Source organism: Pseudomonas sp. GW822-FHT04C11 (assembly GCF_058800905.1).
The window spans coordinates 127,818-149,931 of sequence record NZ_JBXAMS010000007.1; the positions used below are offsets into that span (position 1 = coordinate 127,818).

At 58.1% G+C, this 22,114-nt stretch carries 18 protein-coding genes; 7 read left to right on the plus strand and 11 right to left on the minus strand.

Annotated features, from left to right (window positions below; translation table 11 throughout):
* The first annotated feature begins 33 nt into the window (after positions 1 to 33).
* Positions 34 to 624, plus strand: a complete 591-nt coding sequence (locus AC1RJ3_RS13790; protein WP_054594839.1) for a metal-dependent hydrolase — start codon at positions 34 to 36, stop codon at positions 622 to 624.
* On the opposite strand, the gene AC1RJ3_RS13795 is transcribed toward AC1RJ3_RS13790, so the two are convergent.
* On the minus strand, positions 615 to 845 hold the full coding sequence (locus AC1RJ3_RS13795; RefSeq protein ID WP_054598207.1) for a hypothetical protein: 231 nt from the start codon (positions 843 to 845) through the stop codon (positions 615 to 617). The two genes, AC1RJ3_RS13790 and AC1RJ3_RS13795, sit on opposite strands and share 10 nt — an antisense overlap.
* A gap of 162 nt (positions 846 to 1,007) precedes the next feature.
* Between AC1RJ3_RS13795 and AC1RJ3_RS13800 the strand changes: the two genes are divergently transcribed.
* On the plus strand, positions 1,008 to 2,666 hold the full coding sequence (locus AC1RJ3_RS13800; RefSeq protein WP_347928487.1) for a SulP family inorganic anion transporter: 1,659 nt from the start codon (positions 1,008 to 1,010) through the stop codon (positions 2,664 to 2,666).
* A 63-nt stretch (positions 2,667 to 2,729) separates the two neighbouring features.
* Here the strand turns inward: AC1RJ3_RS13800 and AC1RJ3_RS13805 are convergent, their stop codons facing one another.
* Positions 2,730 to 2,915, minus strand: coding sequence for a ribbon-helix-helix protein, CopG family (locus tag AC1RJ3_RS13805; RefSeq protein WP_054594837.1), 186 nt, complete (start codon positions 2,913 to 2,915; stop codon positions 2,730 to 2,732).
* Between the two features lie 254 nt (positions 2,916 to 3,169).
* The gene (locus tag AC1RJ3_RS13810) at positions 3,170 to 4,810 is read right to left on the minus strand and encodes an NRAMP family divalent metal transporter (protein ID WP_347928486.1); all 1,641 of its coding nucleotides are present in this window, start codon (positions 4,808 to 4,810) and stop codon (positions 3,170 to 3,172) included.
* A gap of 1,315 nt (positions 4,811 to 6,125) precedes the next feature.
* On the opposite strand from AC1RJ3_RS13810, the gene AC1RJ3_RS13815 reads away from it, so the two are divergent.
* The 5 genes from AC1RJ3_RS13815 (at position 6,126) to AC1RJ3_RS13835 (ending at position 12,999) form a co-directional block, all read left to right on the plus strand.
* Complete coding sequence (locus tag AC1RJ3_RS13815; RefSeq protein ID WP_347928485.1) at positions 6,126 to 7,868, plus strand: ABC transporter permease; 1,743 nt, start codon at positions 6,126 to 6,128, stop codon at positions 7,866 to 7,868.
* A 14-nt stretch (positions 7,869 to 7,882) separates the two neighbouring features.
* On the plus strand, positions 7,883 to 9,205 hold the full coding sequence (locus tag AC1RJ3_RS13820) for an ABC transporter ATP-binding protein (protein WP_493079277.1): 1,323 nt from the start codon (positions 7,883 to 7,885) through the stop codon (positions 9,203 to 9,205).
* 43 nt (positions 9,206 to 9,248) lie between these two features.
* The gene (locus tag AC1RJ3_RS13825; RefSeq protein WP_054594833.1) at positions 9,249 to 10,151 is read left to right on the plus strand and encodes a LysR family transcriptional regulator; all 903 of its coding nucleotides are present in this window, start codon (positions 9,249 to 9,251) and stop codon (positions 10,149 to 10,151) included.
* Between the two features lie 130 nt (positions 10,152 to 10,281).
* Positions 10,282 to 10,905 carry a glutathione S-transferase family protein gene (locus AC1RJ3_RS13830; protein WP_493079278.1) on the plus strand — a complete coding sequence of 208 codons (624 nt, stop codon included), beginning with the start codon at positions 10,282 to 10,284 and terminating at the stop codon, positions 10,903 to 10,905.
* Between the two features lie 63 nt (positions 10,906 to 10,968).
* Positions 10,969 to 12,999 carry a pyridoxamine 5'-phosphate oxidase family protein gene (locus AC1RJ3_RS13835; protein ID WP_493079279.1) on the plus strand — a complete coding sequence of 677 codons (2,031 nt, stop codon included), beginning with the start codon at positions 10,969 to 10,971 and terminating at the stop codon, positions 12,997 to 12,999.
* A 12-nt stretch (positions 13,000 to 13,011) separates the two neighbouring features.
* Here AC1RJ3_RS13835 and AC1RJ3_RS13840 read toward each other — a convergent pair whose 3' ends face one another.
* The 8 genes from AC1RJ3_RS13840 to AC1RJ3_RS13875 are packed head-to-tail and all read right to left on the minus strand — an operon-like array spanning position 13,012 to position 22,000.
* Positions 13,012 to 14,142: a glycosyltransferase family 4 protein gene (locus AC1RJ3_RS13840; RefSeq protein WP_493079280.1), complete on the minus strand. Its 1,131-nt coding sequence runs from the start codon at positions 14,140 to 14,142 to the stop codon at positions 13,012 to 13,014.
* Complete coding sequence (locus AC1RJ3_RS13845; RefSeq protein WP_493079281.1) at positions 14,143 to 15,273, minus strand: glycosyltransferase family 4 protein; 1,131 nt, start codon at positions 15,271 to 15,273, stop codon at positions 14,143 to 14,145. It abuts the gene before it with no gap.
* Complete coding sequence (locus tag AC1RJ3_RS13850) at positions 15,257 to 16,624, minus strand: glycosyltransferase family 4 protein (protein ID WP_493079282.1); 1,368 nt, start codon at positions 16,622 to 16,624, stop codon at positions 15,257 to 15,259. The genes AC1RJ3_RS13845 and AC1RJ3_RS13850 overlap by 17 nt, the downstream gene beginning before the upstream one ends.
* On the minus strand, positions 16,621 to 17,874 hold the full coding sequence (locus AC1RJ3_RS13855) for an ABC transporter ATP-binding protein (protein ID WP_493079283.1): 1,254 nt from the start codon (positions 17,872 to 17,874) through the stop codon (positions 16,621 to 16,623). The genes AC1RJ3_RS13850 and AC1RJ3_RS13855 overlap by 4 nt, the downstream gene beginning before the upstream one ends.
* Positions 17,874 to 18,671 carry an ABC transporter permease gene (locus AC1RJ3_RS13860; protein WP_493079284.1) on the minus strand — a complete coding sequence of 266 codons (798 nt, stop codon included), beginning with the start codon at positions 18,669 to 18,671 and terminating at the stop codon, positions 17,874 to 17,876. Before AC1RJ3_RS13860 ends, AC1RJ3_RS13855 begins: the two co-directional genes overlap by 1 nt.
* Positions 18,672 to 20,114: a mannose-1-phosphate guanylyltransferase/mannose-6-phosphate isomerase gene (locus AC1RJ3_RS13865; protein WP_493079285.1), complete on the minus strand. Its 1,443-nt coding sequence runs from the start codon at positions 20,112 to 20,114 to the stop codon at positions 18,672 to 18,674.
* A gap of 3 nt (positions 20,115 to 20,117) precedes the next feature.
* Positions 20,118 to 21,089 carry a GDP-mannose 4,6-dehydratase gene (gene gmd / locus AC1RJ3_RS13870; RefSeq protein ID WP_493079286.1) on the minus strand — a complete coding sequence of 324 codons (972 nt, stop codon included), beginning with the start codon at positions 21,087 to 21,089 and terminating at the stop codon, positions 20,118 to 20,120.
* Positions 21,086 to 22,000 carry a GDP-mannose 4,6-dehydratase gene (locus tag AC1RJ3_RS13875; protein WP_493079287.1) on the minus strand — a complete coding sequence of 305 codons (915 nt, stop codon included), beginning with the start codon at positions 21,998 to 22,000 and terminating at the stop codon, positions 21,086 to 21,088. The genes gmd and AC1RJ3_RS13875 overlap by 4 nt, the downstream gene beginning before the upstream one ends.
* Positions 22,001 to 22,114 lie beyond the last annotated feature (114 nt).

Here is a 22,114-nt window from a genome sequence, read left to right on the forward strand (position 1 = left end):
CACTCCTGTTATTACCGTGAGGAACAACGCTCCATGCCTAGCATTATCACCCATGCTGTCGTGCCCCTTATTGTTGGAGCGGCGATGGGGCGGCGCCACATCAGCGCCAGGTTATTGATCATGGGCGCGGTGCTGGCCGCGCTACCTGATGCCGACGTGATTTCATTCAAACTGGGCATTGCCTATACCGACACCTGGGGGCATCGCGGTGCAGCCCATTCGATAGCTTTTGCCTTGGCCATTAGCTGTCTGGCGAGTGTGTTTTATAAGTCACTGCATACGAGCCTTGGGCGCTGCATCAGCTTTCTCTTCCTGGCGGCCGTGTCTCATCCATTACTGGATGCCTGCACCGATGGCGGCCTCGGGGTTGCCTTGTTCTGGCCCTTCAGTGAGCTACGGTGGTTCATGCCGTTCAGACCGATCGAAGTGTCCCCCATCGGTTTGACGCAGTTTCTGAGTCAGCGCGGCTGGGCAGTGCTGCAGTCTGAGATTTTATGGGTGTGGTTGCCCACGCTGGGGCTGGCCGCTGTTCTCCTTGCTGGTCGATGGGTATGGCCTGCCAAGTACAGCAGAGCGCTCGCTACCGACATGACCCCCCTCCAGGGGAGGGGCAGTCAGAAATGAATCTCAGCGGATTTGATGCCGATCTCCCGAAGCTCATGGATCAGGTCATCCAGCTGTCGAAATGACTCGATTTCTTCATTGTCATTGATCAGAAAATAACTGCTTCCCACCTCTTTTTTAAACAGGATGATCCACTCGTGCGTGTTGGCCGGGTTGACTATCACGTGCGTGTCGAAGTGCATGCCTTCACCGTGTTTGGTTTTGACGTCTTCGCGTTTCATGTGGATCTCCGAGCGTGGACTCATTTTGTCCACAAACATGATTCTGGATCATTCAACACTGGTTTTTTCAGCGTCGCGGATGCTGTGCAAAGGGTATTTCAGTGGCTTTGCTATTATCACTTCATGTAAATATTATGCACATGCCACCAGAGAGGGCCAGTCATGATTGCGATACGAGAAGCCTGGAAAGCGGGCCTGTTGAGGCCCGAGCACTGGCTTCGAAATATCGTCTCCGGGGTCATCGTCGGCGTTGTGGCGCTGCCCTTGGCCATGGCGTTTGCCATCGCCTCAGGCGTCAAGCCGGAGCAAGGAATTTACACAGCCATTGTCAGCGGTCTCCTGGTTTCTCTTTTCGGAGGGAGCCGTCTTCAGATCGCAGGCCCGACAGGGGCATTCGTTGTCATTTTGTCCGGAGTGACCGCCAAATACGGCGTTGATGGCTTGCAGATCGCAACGATGATGGCCGGGGCGATTTTGTTATTGCTCGGTATCACCAAGCTTGGCGCCATCATCAAGTTCATTCCCGACCCGGTGATTGTCGGATTCACCGCCGGCATTGGTGTGATCATCTGGGTCGGGCAGTGGAAAGATTTCTTCGGTTTGCCGAAAATCAGCGGTGAGCATTTCCATGAGCGACTCTGGCACCTGGTTCAGGCTCTCCCCAGCTTTCATGTGCCTACGACACTGTTAGCACTCTCGAGTCTGGTGCTGGTGATCACCGCCCCCAAAATACCTGGCATAAGACGTGTTCCTGGCCCTTTGATCGCCATGGTCGTCGTGACGGCGCTGCAGGCATTTTTTCAGTTCGCTGGCGTTGCAACGATCGGGAGTGCTTTCGGGGGGATTCCTCAAGGATTACCTGCGGTCGGCCTTCCCGCAATAACACTGCCTCAAGTGATTGAGTTGATTGGCCCGGCGTTCGCCATCGCGATGTTGGGCGCTATCGAGTCGTTACTGTCTGCTGTTGTCGCCGACGGTATGGCCGGTACCAAGCATGACTCCAATCAGGAGTTAATCGGCCAAGGCATCGCTAATCTGGTCACCCCTTTGTTCGGTGGCTTTGCCGCGACAGGTGCAATTGCTCGAACCGCTACCAACATCCGCAATGGAGGTAACAGTCCCATCGCGGGTTTTGTACATGCGCTCACATTGATATTGCTGATTTTATTCCTGGCGCCTTTGGCTTCGGATATCCCGCTGTGTGCGCTGGCAGCGATCCTGTTCGTGGTCGCCTACAACATGAGCGAGTTGAAGCATTTTCAACGCATGGTCAAGCGTGCCCCGAAAGCCGACGTGGCGATACTGCTCATCACCTTCAGCCTGACCGTTTTCAGCGATTTAGCGATCGCTGTGAACATTGGTGTCATTCTCGCGATGCTGCAATTCATGCGTCGGATGGCATCGTCTGTCGAAGTGCAGCAAATGGTCGAAAAAGAGCTTGAGGTTGAGTTACGGATCAATGGGCACGTTCGTCTGCCGCCTGGCGTTTTGGTGTACACCATTGAAGGGCCGCTTTTCTTTGGCGCAGCAGAAACCTTTGAGCGTGTTCTGGCCCAAACGCACACCGATCCGGGGACATTGATTATTCGTCTGAAGCGAGTGCCGTTCATGGACATAACGGGCTTGCAAACGCTGCTCGAAGTCATTGAGCACTTACGCAAGCGCAGCATTGTCGTAAAACTGTGCGAAGCCAACGAGAAGGTTCTTGGCAAGCTGGACAAAGCAGGAATACTCCAAGCGCTCGGTCCGGAGCATTATCATGCCGACTTCAGTGGTGCATTGGGCAGTTTCGAGATCGACAAGACACCACACCTCGGCTGAGCGGAGCTTTAGTGGGCAGAGCGATAATCGGGTTCCCGATCTGCCGGCCGCATGGCGAGTGAACTACTTACCATTGGCCGTTATTTTGCTTTTGGTCGAGTAGGACACGCCATGTGTCTCCAGGTAGTCTCGAATAAGCTGACGGACGACCTGTGAAGGCGTCAGGTCCTGAGATGCACAGAGCTCCTCCAGGGCTTTTTTCTTGACGGGATCAATGAGCACAGTCAGTCGTGCAGTCTTATTTTCCATGGAGTTGGCAGTACCCTAAGGCGTTCGATGATAATCAAATTCTAATGGCCGAGGCTTTGTTTGTCACCGTTCAGGTTCGTATGGTTCAGTTAGTTTGACTGTGATCAATGAGTAGTGCGAGCGCGTGAATCGGTGGTTTAAACGGATTAAGGTTTGAGTTGCAAGGCGGTGTAGTTCGGACGCTTACAAAGGGATAGCGGTTGTTTTACAGGCGGGACGAAAGCTTGCGCAATCCGGCCCGCCTGCTCACAGATTTAGGCGAGTGCCAGTTGAATGACTTTGTAAATCACCATACCCATTGCCACCACCAGGTAACCGCGCAACACGCCCATCCAGATACGGTTTCGTTGCGACAGTACCATCGGCTTCAGCTGTGCCAGTGGCGGCATCCGCCACGAGTACATCATTTGTTGGGTGAAGGTAACGGTGCTCTCAGGCAGCATCCCTTTGTCGACTTCTGCGCGAGCGTGCAGCACATTCACCGCAATGGCGATGACGAGCCCCACCATGCCTCCACCGATGAGGATGTTGGTGATGGTTTCACCGGACATATCCGGGAAGGCCACCGCCGCGGTCAAGATGACCGACATCAGTACGAGCACTGCCACAATGACTGCAGTAATGAGATTGGTGAAGCGCTTGTTCGTCCATGGGCCCAGTACTTCCTTATCGTTGCACAGTAGCAACAGGAATACGGTGGCGCTTGGCAGCAGTACCCCCGCCAGCGTCTGTACCGCGTTGGTCAACAGGCCGAGCGGCACGCCCGGAATCAACACCAGCGCCGCAGCGAGGGCGATCAAGGCGCAGTACATCAGGTAAAAGCCTTTGGCATCGCCTGGTTTACGGTGTAGCGAGTGTTTCAGGTTCAGGACATCACCCAGTGCGTAGGCGGTCGATAGCGACACCGCCATTGCACCGATGATGCTGGCGTCGATCAACGCGATGGCAAACAACACGCCCGGCAGGCGTCCGTGATATTTGGCGATACCTGTGGCGATGGCGCCGGCATCGGTGAACTGGCCAAACTCAGGGTGACCGACAAAAACCTGCGCGGTGAAAGCGATCATTGCCACGGCACCAATCACCACCATTGCAATGCCCAGCCATAGATCGGCGCGTTCGTACTTGATGAAGCGCGGAGTGATGCGTTTGTCGATCACGTAGCTTTGCTGGAAGAACAGCTGCCATGGCGCCACGGTGGTACCCACGATGCCGATGATCAGCAACAACACTTCCGACAGCTTGCCGTCAGTCGGCAGTTGCGGGATGAAAAAGTCGTGAGCGACTTGTGCCATCGGTGGATGAATCATCACGAAAATCGGTACCAGCAGCAGGCTACCGATCACCAGGATCAACGCGAAGCGTTCGAAGCGCCGGAAGTCGCCGGTACAGGCGGCGAGCATGATGAACACCGCTGCCACACACACACCGGCCACCTTGGGCACACCGAGGAAATCCATCCCGAGGCTGATGCCGATGAACTCGGTAACAATGGTCAGCGCGTTGAGGATGAACAAGTCGATCGCACTGAACGCACCCCAGAACTTGCCGAAGCGTTCAATGATCAGTCGGGCGTGACCGACACCCGTCACGGCCCCCAGACGCAGCACCATTTCCTGATTGACGTACAACACCGGAATCAACAGTGCCATGGTCCACAGCAGCATGGTCCCGTAGTTCTGGCCGGCCTGGCCGTAAGTGCTGAATGCGCCGGCGTCATTATCGCCGACCATTACGATCAACCCGGGGCCGAGGATGGCCATCAGTGTTTTGAAGCGCTGCCACCAACCCTTGCGCGGGGCGATGTCGTCATGACGGATGGTACCGAATGCTCCGCGGATGTCTCCGGCGTGGGCGCTGTCAAGAACAGCCGTTTCAATCTTCAAGTTGGACATAACGAATCTCTCCAAAAGCGTAACGCTGGATGCCGCTTTCGATTCCCGCCGGACAGGTGCGTAGGTGCTTTCCCTCTGAAAACCACAGCCTGAAGCTGGATCCGAGTGAAAAATCAGGCGTCCTGGCGCTCAGGGGCGCGAAATAAACGGGCACTAAACCATCGACACAAAAGTGGTCAGGGTCGTGAAGAGGTCACACGGAGAGAAATGCGGGGGAAATACAGGAAGGAGATCAGCCAGTGATGGTTGTGCTGCTACCCGCTAGATGCCGCCATTTCAGTCAGAGTGACCGGACTACTATTACTGGGGTCCATAGGTGGTCTCTCCTTCATGTTTTTCATGGCGGCACAGCTTCAAATATTGAGAGGGCTGTAGATTCTTTTCAGGTGGCATGACGCCCTCCTTTACGTACCTGGCGGTACGAACACGTTAAAACAATCGCTACTGCACAGATGAAGGCAGGCGATGGGTCAGAAACCTGTGACCGTAGCGAACGCGAGGCGCACGTACGGATTAGAAGCGCACAGAAAAATCCGCCCGCTCAGGTTTGATGTTTTAGTTACGCGAAGGAGTTTGATACTGATGCGCGCAACGTCCTGCTCTCGGCAAGACGTTGGCTAAGGGGATCTAGCTGAGGTCGTGCCGAGTTTTTACGGAGGATTTCTCCGATTTACAACAATGACTGTCCAAAGAAAAATGACCTCAGATGTAACAAGTTGTAAATTTTGGCGAGCCGAGCAGGGAAAGTCAACACAGCTCACCCAACCCCCCGCTCGCTACCAGATGGCCCGTGGAATCGGGGTGCGGCGACAGGCATCGATTCTGCCAAGGGGATGGTGGTCATTCACAAATACGTAAAAAATACGTCAATTTTATGTTTCTGTAACAATTTGAAACGTACAATCCGCCCCGGAAATGCAGCGCGTCGGCATTGATCTCGGTTGCGTGTGCCGCAGGCAAAACCTGCGGCCGAATGACGTCGTGCTTTTCCTGTCCAAATATCCTTTTCACTCCCGTTCAGGAGACTCCAGCCATGGATCCTGCCGATTCTCGGCGGGCCACCCATTGAGATGCCGAGTGAGGCGCAGAGGGTAAATGGTGTGTTCGGATCCCCGGAGTTCTGAGCCACTGAACCATTTTCTGCATCGCCCCGTAGCGTTCGTTTGTGTGGCCTCCCTCCGTCGTTTTATTACCCCGCTAGAGTGTACTTAGCTGTACTTCAACTGCTTGTTGAGCCGTTCTGTGCGCGGTTGCTCTAGAACCTGTTGATCGGTGGTCAACGATCACCTCCAGAACGCTACTGGAATCACTGAACATGAATAAGGTATTGCGTCATTACATACCGGCCACGGCACAACGATTGCTTCCCAACCGATGGGACCTGATCGCCATGCCGTTGGTGATTGGCTTCTTGCTGTTTTTCTCGATTGGTGCGCGCGAGACCTGGGCTCCAATTTCGACGTTGCAGACGCAGGTCATTTCACTGGACCCGAGCGACCTGCCTGAATATGCAATCCGCACGACATTGCGCATGCTCGCGGCCATGGTGGCGGCGCTGATTTTCACGTTGGTCTACGGCACGTTGGCGGCCAAGAGCCGGCGGGCAGAGAAGCTGCTGGTGCCGGTGCTGGATATCCTGCAATCGGTGCCGGTGCTTGGCTATATCTCGTTCACCGTGACATTTTTCCTGCTGCTGTTTCCAGGGCGTGTGCTGGGCGCGGAGTGCGCAGCGATCTTTGCCATTTTCACCAGCCAGGCCTGGAACATGACGTTCAGCTTCTACCAGTCGCTGCGTACGGTGCCTCGGGATCTGGAAGAGGTGTCCAGCAACCTGCAGCTTTCCGGCTGGCAAAAGTTCTGGAAACTCGATGTGCCGTTCGCCATTCCGGGCCTGGTCTGGAACATGATGATGAGCATGTCCGGTGGCTGGTTTTTCGTGGTGGCCTCGGAAGCGATCACCGTGGGAGACAAAACCATCACCTTGCCGGGCGTCGGCTCCTATCTGGCGACCGCTATCGAACAACGCGACATGCACGCCGTGGGTTACGTCATTCTGGCGATGATTGTGGTCATCCTGATTTACGACCAGTTCCTGTTCCGGCCTCTGGTAGCCTGGGCAGACAAGTTCCGGATGGAAAACACGGCTTCACAGGCCGGGGCTCCCGAGTCCTGGGTACTGAATCTGATCCAGCGCACCCGCGTCGTTCAGCGCCTGTTGCGACCTTTTATCCGGGTTATCGTGCGCATCACCAACATGCGCCTGAGCCTGCCACGTTCCAAAGCGGTGGCCGTTCAGGCCAGTCCGACGGTTTCAAGAGTTATCGATTGGGTCTGGGGCTCGGCGATTGCGCTAATGACCCTGTACGCGCTGTATCACATCGTGATTTACGTTGGCAGCGAGGTGACGCTGGGCGAACTTTGGCATGTGATCGGTCTGGGCACCATCACCCTGCTGCGGGTGGCTTTGTTGATTCTGGTGGCCTCGCTGATCTGGGTCCCGCTGGGCGTGATGATCGGCTTGCGCCCGCATCTGGCGGAGAAAATCCAGCCGCTGGCCCAGTTCCTCGCAGCGTTCCCGGCGAACCTGTTGTTTCCGGTGTTTGTCATCGTGATTCTGCGCTATCAGTTGAACCCGGATATCTGGTTAAGCCCGCTGATTGTGTTAGGCACCCAGTGGTACATCCTGTTCAACGTGATCGCTGGTGCCAGCGCCTTTCCCAACGACTTCCGCGAGGCTGCGACCAATTTCCGTATTCGCGGCTGGCAGTGGTGGCGCAAGGTCATGCTGCCCGGCATCTTTCCTTATTATGTGACCGGTGCGATTACCGCCTCGGGCGGGGCGTGGAACGCCAGTATCGTGTCCGAATTCGTTTCCTGGGGGCAGGACAAGGTGGTCGCTCACGGTTTGGGGGCCTACATCGCCCAGACCACTGCGGCTGGTGACTTTCCGAAAATTACCTTGGGTGTGGTGGTGATGTCGTTCTTTGTAGTGGCGTTCAACCGCGTGCTGTGGCGACCGTTGTACGCGGTTGCTGAAAACAAACTCCGTCTGAATTAACAGGGGTCGATTTGATGAATAGCCAGACTGAAAAAACAGGCGCGCACTCCGAAATTTATGCACTCAAGAACGTCTGTCGAGGGTTCGGTAAGGGCAAGGACGAGTTACAGGTACTCAGCGATGTCGATCTGACCCTGCGCGAAGGTGAAATCGTCGGCATGCTGGGTCGCTCCGGCTCCGGCAAATCGACGCTGCTACGGATCATTGCCGGTCTGATCCTGCCCTCCTCAGGCGAGGTTCGCTATAACGGCTCGTTATTGACCGGACCTGCCGAAGGCGTGGCCATGGTCTTTCAGACCTTTGCCCTGTTTCCCTGGCTGACCGTTCTGGAAAACGTCGAAGCCGGTCTTCAGGCGTTGCAGGTTGAACCCAAGGCCGCGCGCAAGCGTGCACTGGCAGCGATCGACCTGATCGGCCTCGACGGTTTTGAAAACGCGTACCCACGGGAATTGTCGGGTGGCATGCGCCAGCGCGTAGGCTTTGCCCGGGCGCTGGTGGTCAATCCGACCTTGCTGTTGATGGATGAACCCTTCTCGGCGCTGGACGTACTGACGGCAGAAACCCTGAGAACCGATTTGCTGGACCTGTGGAGCGGCGGCCAGCTGCCGATCAAGTCCATCCTGATCGTGACTCACAACATTGAAGAAGCGGTGTTGATGTGTGACCGCGTGTTGGTGTTGTCGTCGAACCCCGGCCGGGTCGTGGCACAAATCCGTGTGCCGTTCGCCCACCCGCGCAACCGTCTGGACCCGGCCTTTCGCAAAATGGTCGATGACATCTATGCACTGATGACCAACCGTCGCAGTGCCGATGCCAAAACCGGCAAGGCCGAACTGCAATTGGGCAGCCCATTGCCTGACGTGTCGACAAACCTCATGGCGGGTTTGATTTCCGCACTGGCGGCCGAGCCGTATTATGGGCAGGACAGCCTCTCCAATGTTGCCGAGCGCCTGTTGCTGGAGGTCGACGACCTGTTTCCGGTGGCGGAGATGCTCGAGCATCTGGGGTTTGCCGAACTCAAGGGCGCCGACATCAAGTTGACCGACGCGGGCAAGCTGTTCGATGAGTACGGCACCCAGGAACGCAAAACCATTTTTGCCGATCATCTGCTCCGTTATGTGCCCTTGGCCGCCCGTATTCGCCAGGTGTTGCAGGAGCGACGCGGTCATTGGGCGCCGCGTGTGCGTTTCGAGCAGGAGTTGGGGGACTCGCTCAGTGACACCGCAGTAGAAGAAACGCTGGAGAACGTGATCAGTTGGGGCCGGTACGCCGAAATATTCTCCTATGACGACAACACCGAGACTTTCAGTCTGGAAGATGTCGAAGGCAGTCTGTAACCGGCTCATTCAGGGCCGGACACGACGATGCAACAGGTAGCTCATGGACAGACTCCAGGAAATGCAGGTATTCGTCGCCGTGGCGCAAGAGCAGGGTTTCTCTGCGGCGGCACGGCGCCTGGGGTTGTCTGCTGCCAGCGTGACGCGGGCGGTGGCGGCGCTGGAGGTGCGTATCGGTACTCAATTGCTCACACGGACCACGCGCAGCCTGCATTTGAGCGAGGCCGGTCAGCGTTATCTGGACGACTGTCGACGCATTCTGGCGGACATTCAGGAAGCCGAGGCGTCAGCCGCCGGCAGTCACGCGCAGCCACGTGGTCAACTGACGATCACCGCGCCGGTGCTATTCGGTGAGTTGTTCGTGACGCCGGTGATGGTTGGTTACCTTGAGCAGTTTCCCGACATCAGTATCAACGCGTTGCTGGTCGACCGGGTGGTGAGCATGGTCGAGGAGGGCATCGACGTCGCTGTGCGCATCGGTGAACTGCCTGACAGCAATCAGCACGCCATTCTGGTCGGCGAGGTGCGGCGGGTTATCTGCGGGTCTCCCGATTATCTGAAGCGTCATGGCCGGCCAATGCATCCCAATGATCTGGGCCGAGCGCGGATTGTTGCCACCTCGTCCATTGGGCAGCAGCGAAACTGGCCCTTTAGCGAGGCCGGAGAGGTGTTGAGCATTCGCCCTGAACCGCGTCTGGTCGTCACGGCGAATCAGGCGGCAATCACGGCCGCCGCTCTGGGGCTTGGATTGACCCGGGTTCTTTCCTATCAAGTGGCCAGCAAGGTCGCCAGCGGTGAGTTGGAAATCGTCCTGCAAGACTTCGAACTGCCGCCGTTGCCCATCCATGTGGTGTATCAGGGCGGGCGCAAGGCGCCGGTGCGGGTACGTAGTTTCGTGGACTATGCGGTGAAGGCATTACGTGAACATCCGGCATTGCGCGCCTGAGGTGTTATTGCGCTGGATGAAATGATTGATTGTGTTTTCTGGTTATTCTGTTGATTTGATGGCAGGTGGAAGATAACGCCACTTAGCGCGGTTCCCTCCTGAACCGCGCGATCCAGCCGCGGAGTCGACCATGCACGCCATCAAACTCTACAACTTCCCTCGCTCTGGCCACGCCCACCGTGTGGAGCTGATGCTCTCACTGCTTGAGCTGCCCACCGAACTGATCTTCGTCGATCTGGCGAAAGGCGCGCACAAACAGCCGGACTTTCTTGCACTCAATGCCTTTGGTCAGGTCCCGGTGATCGATGACCAGGGTGTAGTGCTGGCCGATTCCAACGCGATTCTGGTCTATCTGGCGCAGAAATACGGCAAGGGCCGCTGGCTGCCCGCCGACCCGGTCGGTGCGGCCAGGGTTCAGCGCTGGCTGTCGATAGCGGCCGGGCCGATTGCCTTTGGTCCGGCCATTGCCCGGCTGATCACGGTATTTGGTGCGCCTAACAATGCCGATGAAGTGATTACCCGTTCGCACAACCTGCTCAAAGTGATTGATCAGGAACTGAGCAAATCGGCCTATCTTGCGGGTGATGAGCCGACCATCGCCGATGTTGCCGCCTACAGCTACATCGCCCATGCGCCGGAAGGCAACGTGTCGTTGACTGACTATGCCAACGTGCGGGCCTGGCTGGCGCGGATCGAGGCCTTGCCCGGTTTTGTCGGCATGCCACGCACCGTGGCCGGATTGCAAACTGCCTGAAGCGCTACGGCCCGACGATGTCGGGCCGTTCACACTGCGCCGGGTGCGCAGGGGAGAACCGTGATGGAGCTTTCACCTTGGCATGCCGGCGAGAAACAGTTGCAGGCTCATGCAGGGGTTGCCGAGCGTATGGAAGCGCACGGGCGCAAGGTGATCCGCAAGCAAATGCCGGATCAGCATCGGCAGTTCTATCGGCAGTTGCCGTTCATGGTGTTCGGTGCCGTGGACGCCGACGGTAACCCTTGGGCGAGTATCCTCGAAGGCCCACCGGGGTTCGCCCATTCCCCTGAACCTGCACAGTTGCAACTCGACAGCCTGCCAACGCTGAACGACCCGGCGCAATTACACGCCGGGGCGGCGATTGGTTTGCTGGGGATCGAGTTACACACCAGGCGGCGTAACCGGATCAACGGCCGGGTCAGCACGATTGGCGCGCAAGGCCTGAGCGTCTCGGTCGAGCAGTCTTTCGGTAATTGCCCGCAGTACATTCAATTGCGGCAGTTCGAATCGGTGCCGTTGGCCGATCCGTCGACCCGTATCGCACAGCGCCTGAATTCGCTGGATGACGCGGCCACGGCGATGATTCGGGATGCCGACACCCTTTTTGTCGCCAGTTACGTGGATGTGGATAACTCGCGCTCTGTGGATGTTTCCCACCGTGGTGGCCTGACGGGTTTTGTTCAGGTCGAGGGTGACTGCCTGACCATCCCTGATTTTGCCGGCAATCTGCACTTCAATACCTTGGGCAACCTGCTGCTCAATCCGCGGGCGGGGTTGCTGTTTATCGATTTCACTACGGGCGATCTGCTGCAGGTCAGCGGTCGTACCGAAATCATCCTCGATGGCCCACAAGTAGAAGCCTTTCAAGGCGCCGAACGGTTGTGGAAGCTGCATGTGCAGCAGGTAGTTCGGCGACCCGCAGCGTTGGCGTTGCGCTGGCGCTTCGATGGGATTTCGCCCACCAGTCTGCTGACCGGCACCTGGGAACAGGCTGCCGCCAGGTTGCAGGCAGCGGCATTGGGCGATCACTGGCGGCCATTGCGGGTGTCCCGGATCGAGCGGGAAAGCCAGAGCATTCGCTCGATCTATCTGGAGCCGGCTGACGGCGCCGGGTTACCGCTGTTCCAGGCCGGGCAGCACTTGCCGGTGCGTTTCACGCTTGATGGCCAGGTGCACATCCGCACTTACAGTCTGTCGAGTGCGCCCTCCGATGAGTTCTTTCGTATCAGCGTGAAACGTGAAGGGTTGGTGTCGTCACATTTGCACGAACACATTCGGGTCGGTGACCTGATTGAAGCCCGCGCACCGCAAGGGCATTTCACGCTGGCCGCCAATGAACGCCGGCCGCTGGTGCTGTTGGCGGCCGGGGTCGGTATCACGCCTTTGTTGTCGATGCTCCGTGAAGTGGTTTACCAGGGCCAGCGCACACGGCGTACCCGCCCGACCTGGTTGATCCAGAGTTCGCGTAGCCTGGCTGATCAGCCATTTCGCGCTGAGCTTGAGCGCTTGCTGGAGGGCGCGGATGACGCAGTTCGGGTATTACGTCTGCTCAGCCAGCCGGAACGCGAAGCCCTGGAAGGCGAGGATTTTGACCTGACCGGGCGCATCGACCTCGCACTGCTTAAAACCATCCTGTTGGTGGAAGACTACGATCAGCTGGATTTTGTCCTGTGTGGTCCGAGCAGTTTCACTCAAGGGCTATACGACGATTTACGTGGGCTGGATATCCGCGATCAGCGGATTCACGCCGAAACCTTTGGTCCTTCGACGCTACGTCGGCAGCCGGATCCAGAGGTGGTAGTCATCGATCAGCCTCCAGTGGCCACCACCTCGGTCGCGGTGGTGTTTCAGCGCTCGGCCATTGATGCTCGCTGGCAGCCGGACGGCGGCAGTTTGCTGGAGTTGGCAGAAAGCCAGGGTTTGCGGCCAGAGTTCAGCTGTCGCGGCGGTTCCTGCGGCACTTGCAAGACCCGTTTGATCAGCGGTCAGGTGAGTTATCCACAGCCCCCGGCGGAGTTACCCGGTGCGGGGGAAGTGCTGATTTGCTGTGCGGTTCCGGCAGAGGGCCAGCAACCGCTGGTGCTTGATCTGTAATCAGTGTGGGAGCTACGCATAAGACAGCGATTTCTCTGCCAGTAACTCCTGATACAACTCGGTCCATTTGCGACCCATTTCGTCAGCGGTAAACAACTGCCGGTAACGCGCTTCAGCCTTCACACCCATTTCCGCTGCCTGGAGAGGGTTTTCCCATAGCGTGCACATGGCTTCGCGAAACGCCTGTGGATCACTCGGAGGCACCACCAGCCCGGTCTCACCGTGAATATTGATGTAACTGGTACCGGTGCCGATTTCGCTGGAGATCATCGGTTTACCGTACATCGCCCCTTCGAGCAGGGAGATGCCAAATGCTTCGGAGCGTAGGTGTGACGGGAACACAATCGCGTAGCTCAGCTGCAACAGCGCGACTTTGTCTTCGTCATCCAGGCGCCCAAGGAAATGCAGGTTGCGCAGACCCAGCCTTGCCGCCTGGGCGTGCAGCTCATTCTCCAGTGGCCCGGCACCAACAATCACCACCGGGTAATCGACGCCTTTGAGCGCATCGAGCAGGATGTGCAGGCCTTTGTAATAGCGCATGACGCCCACAAACAGGAAAAACCGCTCACCCAGGCGCTCGTGCCAACAAGCCATACGTTCGGTGTCAGGTTTTGGATAGCCTGACTTGTTCAGGCCATAGGGAATGACCCGGGTTTTGTCTGGAAAGCTCTGAAGAACGTCGCTGGTGTGAAGGTAGTTCGGTGATGCCGCGACAATCCGGTCGGCGCTGGCGAGAAAACGGTTCATCAGCGGCTGGTAGAGTTTGAGCAGGTGTTTCTGACGAATAATGTCGGAGTGATAGGTCACTACGCAGGGCTTGTTCATGCCGCTGAAAAAATGCACCAGGTCCATGAATGGCCACGGAAAGTGATAATTGATCACATCGGCCTCAGCGGCCATTTTCCGAAACTGCTTGAACACGCTGTAAGAGAAACCGGTGGAAGCGAACTGCACGTCAAGTTTGGCCCGATGAACTTCATGCTGCCCCAGTTGGATGACTGCCGGGCTCGGGTTAGCGCTAAGCGTCAGAACCTGGCTTTCGATGCCGTGCTGGGTGCCACTCTCACACAATTGAAAGATCACTTGTTCGATACCGCCGACTGAGTCGGGCAGATACGTTTTGAAAAAGTGGAGTACGCGCATTCAACCTCCCAGAGCCTGGTGGTAGGCGCTAGCTGTAATCGCCGCGCAACGCTCCCAGGAAAAAAGCTTCGCTTGTCGCAACCCTGCTTCTCGGCATGCCTGCCAATGCGCTTGATCGTCGGCCAGACGCCTCATGGCCTCGCTCAATCCGTGCAAATCGTCAGGCTCGATATAGTTACCTGCAGCACCCGCGACCTCCGGCATGGCCGAACGTCGGGTCAATATCACCGGAGTACCGCTGGCCATGGCCTCCAGAACCGGAAGGCCGAAACCTTCATAAATTGACGGAAAAACAAGCGCTCGGGCACCGGCGAGCAGTTCTGCGACCTGTTCATCCGGCAGGTACCCCAGCAGGCGGATATGACCGCTTGCCAGCGCCGTGTGTAATTCATTTACGAGCTGGTCGCCTTTCCACCCGGCCATTCCCACCACCAGTAAAGGAAAGTGCTGACGCACTGTTTCAGGCAACTGCGCGTGAGCACGCAATGCCAGCGACAGGTTCTTGCGCGGCTCCAGAGTACCGACACACAGAAAGTACCCCTGTGGCTGCACGCCGTGAGTGTGCAGCGCCTGCTGCAAGAACTGCTTCGAACGTGGATGAAAACGCGCTGCAGCCCCCAGAGGGGCAACCACGAAGCGCTCGGGCCCGAGACCGAAATAACGCTGGGCCTCGTCGGCGACAAACTGTGAGTCGGTCAGGATCAGGCGTGCCTGGCGCACGCCTTGGCACAGTCGACGTTCAATCTCCCGTAACCGCGCTGCCGGTTGGGTCGACGGGTAGTGCAGGTGGGTCAGGTCGTGCAGGGTGATGATGGTCGGGCCCTTGAACGCCAGGGGCCACAGACTTGGTTCGTGGTAGAGGTCAATGGCCGTCGAGTGTCCTTGGTCGAAGCGCCGTTGTTCCAGCCAGCGACGTGCCTGATAGGCACCGGGGATCTGCCGCAGCAACGGAGTCAGTCGTGAGTAGCCGGGCATTGCTGCTGCCGGTAGCGACGAGCTCCAGCCCCAGCCGTGGAAAAATGACAGTTCCAGGTCAGGCTCATGGGTCAGTGCATTGACCAGTTCGGCTAGGTAGTGGCCGATACCGGTTCGGGGTGCCTGCAGGATTCGTGCGTTAAGGGCAATCTGCATGTTGCCTCTCAACGGCTACCGGAGTCCTCTTCAGGTTGCGCAGGACTCGCTCGATCAATTGTGCACTGGCCTCGCGCCAGCCGAACCAGCGCCATTCGCTCACCTTGCGCGCGGCCGGGAAAGTCCCGGTGTTTTCCATGTGGGTGACCAAATCAACCAAGCTTTGCGGGGCCGCGAGATCGAAATAGGCCATGAATTCACCGCCAATCTCGCGGAACACCGGAATGTCGCTGCCCATCGCCGGCAGGCCGCGCTGCATCGCCTCCACCAGCGGCAGGCCGAAGCCTTCGACGTAGGACGGAAATACCAGTGCACTGGCGTGAGAGTAGGCATGTTCGAGACTGGTGTCGCTCAGGTCGTTAAACATGAACAGTCGTTGGTTCAGCTCCGGGTGCTTACGCACACGGTCGAGCAGGGCATCGCACTTCCAGCCGACTCTGCCGGCAATGCACAGTCGTGCTTTAGAGCCCGCTGTCCAGGCAAGCTCGAAGGCGTCGAGCAGATAGTCGTGGTTCTTTCGCGGCTCGATGGTACTGACCATCAGGAATACCGGTTCCGGTGTTGTGAACAACCGGGCCAGGCGCGGCTCCACGGCAGCGGTGGATTCGCTCAGGTCCAGTTCGGAGCCGAGGTGGAAATAGTCGAACCACAATGTTTCGGCTTTCGCCGGTCCGACCCGGCGATGCAATTCTTCACGCACCTGATCGCGCACCGTGGAGGAAATCGCCACGTAACCGTCGGCGGTTTGGCTGATCCAGTCGAACCACTCGTTGAAAATCTGCACCAGCCGTGTGTCGTAGAATTGCGGGTGAGTCAGGGGAATCAGGTCATAGACCACCGAAACGATGCCCACGCCTTCGCGTTTGAGTTGTTCGGCAAACGGGAAAAAATCGGTATGCCAGGACGAGTCCAGCAGCACCAGTTGATCCCCTGGTTGATGCTGCAGCGGCGAGCAACGCTTGGGCAGTTGATACTGGTTGACCTGATCAATCAGGCGCAACGGAACGCTGAATACTGACAGTGCCGTGAGGCGGTAAGCCACATACAACGCTCGCTGGGTCCATCGCGAAGTGCACTGTTTGTCGAGACGTTGGTGCAGTTGGCAGTAGCGATGCGCCAGGCGCTCCAGGCGTCCGCCGAATGCCATCAACCTATCGAAAAACGGAGTGTTCAAAGGGCCCAGTTTCAGCACTCGATAGAGCTTGCCCTTGAGCATCACGACGGGAATGCATTCTGCGTCGTCGACGTTTTCCGACAGTTGATTGATGACGTTGCGCACCACCCGCTGAATGCCCGAATTGACCTTGGGGTGTTGGAACACATGGGTGCATTCCACCAGCAGGCGAGTCATGACGCGATCTCCGAAACACCCTGTGCGGTTGTGCGGGTGATGGTGGTTTTCGCGCCCAGCCATGAGCAGCCGACGAAGTCTTCATGCCGGTTGTTGATGACGTGGAACACCAGGCCGTAGTCGCGCCATTCGAAATTGCGGTCCAGGTGCGAATCCAGCCGAGACAGGCTCAGGGCAACGGAATAGTTGCCCTTGCCAAGGCCCATGACGAAGACAAAGCGGTAGGTGACTCGCTCAGAGGCCTGCAGGTCGGTCAGCGCCTGATCCTGGCGATGGGTGTTGATCCCGTACATGGCCTGGCCCAGGCGATCCTTGATCATGAAACCCAGCACCAGCCGTTCGATGTCCTGGCGGACTTCGACCTGCACCTCCAGTACCACCGGCTGACCGACTTCGGCGGCGTCGATGGTGCGTTCGTGCTCATCCAGCAAGCGCACGCTGAGGATTGCGGCTTCGCCGGTGCCGGAAACGGTTTGCACTTGTCCGCTGGCGAGCATTTCCTGACGCACGGTCTGGCCTTCCCGTTCGGCGAGCAAGGCGTTGTAGTAATCCATGACGGCTTCGGGTGTGCCATGCATGGCCATGCGACCGTTTTCCAGGAGGATCGCCGAATCACAGATCGACTGGATGGCCGACCGGTCGTGGGACACGATCAGCAGCGTGGTACCGGCTTTGCGAAAGCTGCGGATGCGCTCGAAGCTCTTGTGCTGGAAGTAGGCGTCGCCTACCGACAGGGCTTCATCGACGATCAGGATGTCGGGGCGCCGGGCGGTAGCCACGCTGAAGGCCAGACGCATCTGCATACCGCTTGAATAGGTGCGTACGGGGTGATCGATGGCGTCGCCGATTTCCGCGAAACGTTCGATTTCGGGCATCAGGGCTTCGATCTCTTCGATCGGCATGCCCAGCAGTTGCCCGGCCATGACCGCGTTCTGCCGACCGGTGAAATCCGCATGAAAGCCCATGCCCAGTTCCAGCAGCGCGGCCACCCGGCCTTCGAGCTGAATCTGTCCACAGGATGGCTGGGTGGTCCCGGTGATCATCTTCAGCAAGGTGCTTTTGCCGGCACCATTAACCCCGACGATGCCCACCGCTTCGCCGGGGGCAATCTCGAACTCCACACCTTGCAGCACCCAGTGCTGGCGATGGCGGATCGGCGAAAACGGGATCAGCCATTCGGCCAGTCGACTCCAGCGGCTGGGGTACTGCTTGTAAGCCTTGCCCAGGCCGGTAACGCGTATGTGCCCCATCAGAGTTCATCCACCATTTCGCCGACCCGTTGGCGAAACAGTCGCAGGCCGATCACGCAGAACAACACACCGATCACCAGGATCGGCAGCAGGGAACTCCATATCGGCCATTGGCCGTAGAGGAACAGGTTCTGGTAACTGCTGATCAGGTTGGTCAGGGGGTTGAGTTGCAGCAGGCGCTGGACCCACTCGGGAAGGATCGCCATCGGGTACACGATCGGCGTCAGCCAGAACCAGAATTGCAGGCAAATGCTGAATAACTGTCCGACATCGCGAAAGAATACGTTCAGCACGCCAAGAATCATCCCCAGTCCAGCGCAGAAGATCACCTGTAAGGCCAATAGTGGCACCAGCGCCAGCAAGGCGATGCCCGGCAGTCGCCCGGTGATCAGTAGAAAACCCAGAAACAGCCCGATGATGATCGCGAAGTTGATGCCGGCATTGAGCAGCACGATCACCGGTAAACAGATTCTCGGGAAGCTGATTTTCTTCAGCAGATTGGCGTTTTCCAGAAACATGTTCTGGCTGCGCAAGGTGATTTCCGAAAACAGGCCCCAGGTCAGTAATCCGGCGCAGAGGTAGACACTGTAGGCCATGCCGTCATCCACGCCCGGCAAGCGGGCGCGCATGATGTGGGAAAAGATCACGGTGTAGACGACGATCATTGAAAGCGGGTTGAGCACGGTCCACAGGGCACCGAACAACGAGTTGCGATAGCGCGACTGGAACTCTCGCTTGACGCTACCGAGGATGAAACCCCGGTAGCTCCACAGCGAGTGATACACGTTGAGCAACATTCAGACCGTCCTGCCGTACTGATCTTCGAAGCGGACGATATCGTCCTCTCCCAGATACTCACCGCTTTGCACTTCAATGATCACCAGATCGATCACCCCCGGGTTTTCCAGACGATGCTTGTGCCCGGCGGCAATGAAGGTGGACTCGTTTTTAGCCACCAGATGCGATCCCGAACCGTTGTTGGTGACCTTGGCCATGCCTTCGACCACCACCCAATGTTCGTTGCGGTGGTGGTGCATTTGCAGCGACAGCTTGGCGCCGGGTTTGACCACGAGGCGTTTGATCTTGAAGCGCGGGCCTTCCTCCAGCACGGTGTAAGTGCCCCACGGCCGGCTGACGGTACGGTGCAGGCGATAGCTTTCGTGCTCTTTCTCTTTGAGCTGTTTGACCACCTTGCGCACGTCTTGCGCGCGGTCGGCGTGGGCCACGAGTACGGCGTCGGCGGTGTCGATGACGATCAGGTTATCCACGCCTACGGTCGCGATCATGCGGCCATCGCTCTGGACGAAGTTGTTGTGACTGTCGATGAACAGCGCTTCGCCACTGGCGCGGTTGTTCTGCGCGTCGGCCGCAACCAGGGCACTGACCGCCCCCCATGAGCCGATGTCGCTCCAATCGAAGCCGGCAGGCACCACCACCACCTTGTCGGAACGCTCCATCAAGGCATAGTCGATAGAAATATCAGTCATTTCGGCGAAATGTGTCGCCGACAATTCCTGTTGCAGGCAGCCGCCGGTCTCGACTGTGGCGCTGGCCGCCAGGCACGCGTCGGCTTGTTCCAGCAGTTGCGGGGCGTGGAGCTGCAACTCCGCCAGCAAGGTGCCGACCGAGAAGCAGAACATGCCCGAGTTCCACAGGAAATTGCCGCTTTCCAGGTAATGCGTGGCGGTTTGCAGGTCGGGTTTTTCGACGAAGCGTGCGACCTTGGCCGCGCCTTGCTCGTCCAGCGACTCACCGCGTTCGATGTAACCGAACCCGGTCTCCGGTGCCGTCGGGATCACACCGAAGGTCACCAGATGTCCGGCCTCGGCCAGTTTCACGGCATGCCTGACGGCGGTCTTGAAAGCCTCTTCGTTCTGGATCAGGTGGTCAGCCGGCATCACCACCAGAATCGCTTCGTTGCCATGCAATGCCTGCAGCGACAGGGCGGCGGCGGCGATGGCCGGGGCGGTATTGCGGCCTACCGGTTCGAGCACGAAGTGTCCGCGGTGATGACCCAGATGGGCGTCCTGATAGTAATCTTTGCTTTGAAAGTAGTAGTCACGGTTGGTCACCGTGACGATATCGCCGTGTGTGCCGAGCAGCCCGGCCGCGCGCTGATAGGTCTTGCCTAGCAGTGTCTGGCCATCGGGCAGGGTCATGAAAGGCTTGGGATGTCCTTCACGCGAAACCGGCCACAGCCGGGTTCCGGCCCCCCCTGAAAGAATCACGGGAATCAGCATGGCCTACTCCTTGGCGACGCGTTTCATGTCCGCATCCATCATCATGCGGATCAGGGTCTGCAAATCTGTTTTTGGTTTCCAGCCCAACAGCCGTTGCGCCTTGGCCGGATTACCCAGCAGCACGTCGACTTCGGCCGGGCGGAAAAACGCCGGATCGATCTTCACGAAGTCACGGTAATCGAGGCCGACATGCTCGAAGGCGATCTGGCACATCTCGCGCACCGTGGTGGTCACACCTGTGGCGACTACGAAGTCATCGGCCTTGTCCTGTTGCAGCATCAGCCACATGGCTTCGACGTAGTCGCCGGCAAAGCCCCAATCGCGCTTGGCGTCGATGTTGCCCAGGCGCAACTCCTGCTGCTTGCCCTGTTTGATGCGGGCGGCGGCATCGGTGACTTTGCGGGTCACGAACTCGATTCCACGCAGCGGTGATTCGTGGTTGAACAAGATGCCGCTACTGGCATGCAGGTTGAAGCTTTCGCGGTAGTTCACGGTGATCCAGTGGCCGTAGAGTTTGGCCACGCCATACGGGCTGCGCGGATAAAACGGAGTGTTTTCGTCCTGCTGCTCGGCCTGGATCAGGCCAAACATCTCGCTGGTCGAAGCCTGGTAGAAACGGGTGTGCGGGCTGCACTGACGAATCGCTTCAAGCAGGTGGGTCACACCCAGCCCGTCGACGATCCCGGTAGTCACGGGTTGGTCCCAGGACGCGGCGACAAAGCTTTGCGCTGCCAGGTTATAGACTTCATCGGGAGCCGACTTGATCACTGCACGCTGCACCGAACAGGCGTCTGCCATGTCGCCGTCCAGATAGACGATGTCACCTTCGACGCCCATTTCGCGCAGACGCCAGCGCGAGTCGCTGCTGCGCCGTGCTACCAGGCCGTGGACTTTATAGCCCTTGTCGAGCAGCAGCTTGGCGAGGTAGGCGCCGTCTTGTCCGGTGACCCCTGTGATCAATGCACTTTTTGTCATTCTTGTCGTACCCGTGACTCCCAGTCGGACAGGATCGCCCGCAGGGATTGTTGTGTTGTAAGTTCAGGCGCCCATCCTGTGGCCTGGTGCAGCTTGGCATGGCTGCCACAGACGCGACGCTGTTCTGCGCGGCGCAGACGCGCAGGGTCTTGAATCAGTTGCATATCGACCTGGGCCAGATCGGCCAGTTGCTCGATCAGGGCGCGGATGCTCTGCTCGACACCGGAGCAGATGTTGTAGACCTGCCCGGGCGCACCGCGTTCAAGCAATGCCAGGTAGGCGGAGACGACATCGCGGACATCGAGAAAGTCGCGCGTCACGTCGATGTCGCCCACTTCAAGTTCAGGCGCTTGCAAGCCGAGCTTGATCCGGCAGATCTGCCGGGCGGCGCTGGCGATGACGAAGCTGTCCAGCTGCCCGGTGCCGATGTGGTTGAAGGGACGCGCGACTAGCACGGGCCAGCCTTCGGTCATGCCCCATTGCAGACACAGCATTTCCGCCGAGAGCTTGCTCACGGCATACGGGTTGCGCGGGCAGGGTGGCTGGCGTTCGTCGATCGGCAAGGCGCTTTCGCTGACCTGGCCGTAGACATCGCCGGAGCTGACATACAGGAAAGTACCGTTGAAGCCCCGCGCCTTGAGGGCTTGCAGCAGGTTCAGGGTGCCTAGCAGGTTGACCTGAAAAGTCTTAGCCGGGTCGCGAAAGGCTTCGGGGACGAAAGTTTGCCCTGCCAGATGAATCACCGCATCCGGCATATGCGGCCACAGGCCGTCGAGGCTTTTGGGTTCACACAGGTCATAACGGGATGGGACGGGCGACAATTCCCAACCCGAGTCAGAAGAGTTCAGACGGGATTGGATGTGACGTCCTACGAATCCACTCAGACCCGTAACGAACAGACGCTTCTTCAAGCAGCAGCCCCCTCAATGAGCAAACTTCGGCAACCCCAGTCTTTACTAGGTAAAACCGGAAAGCAGAGGCTGCTTTCTCGGAAATGTCTGGTATGCGAAGTCGTTGTTGTAGTT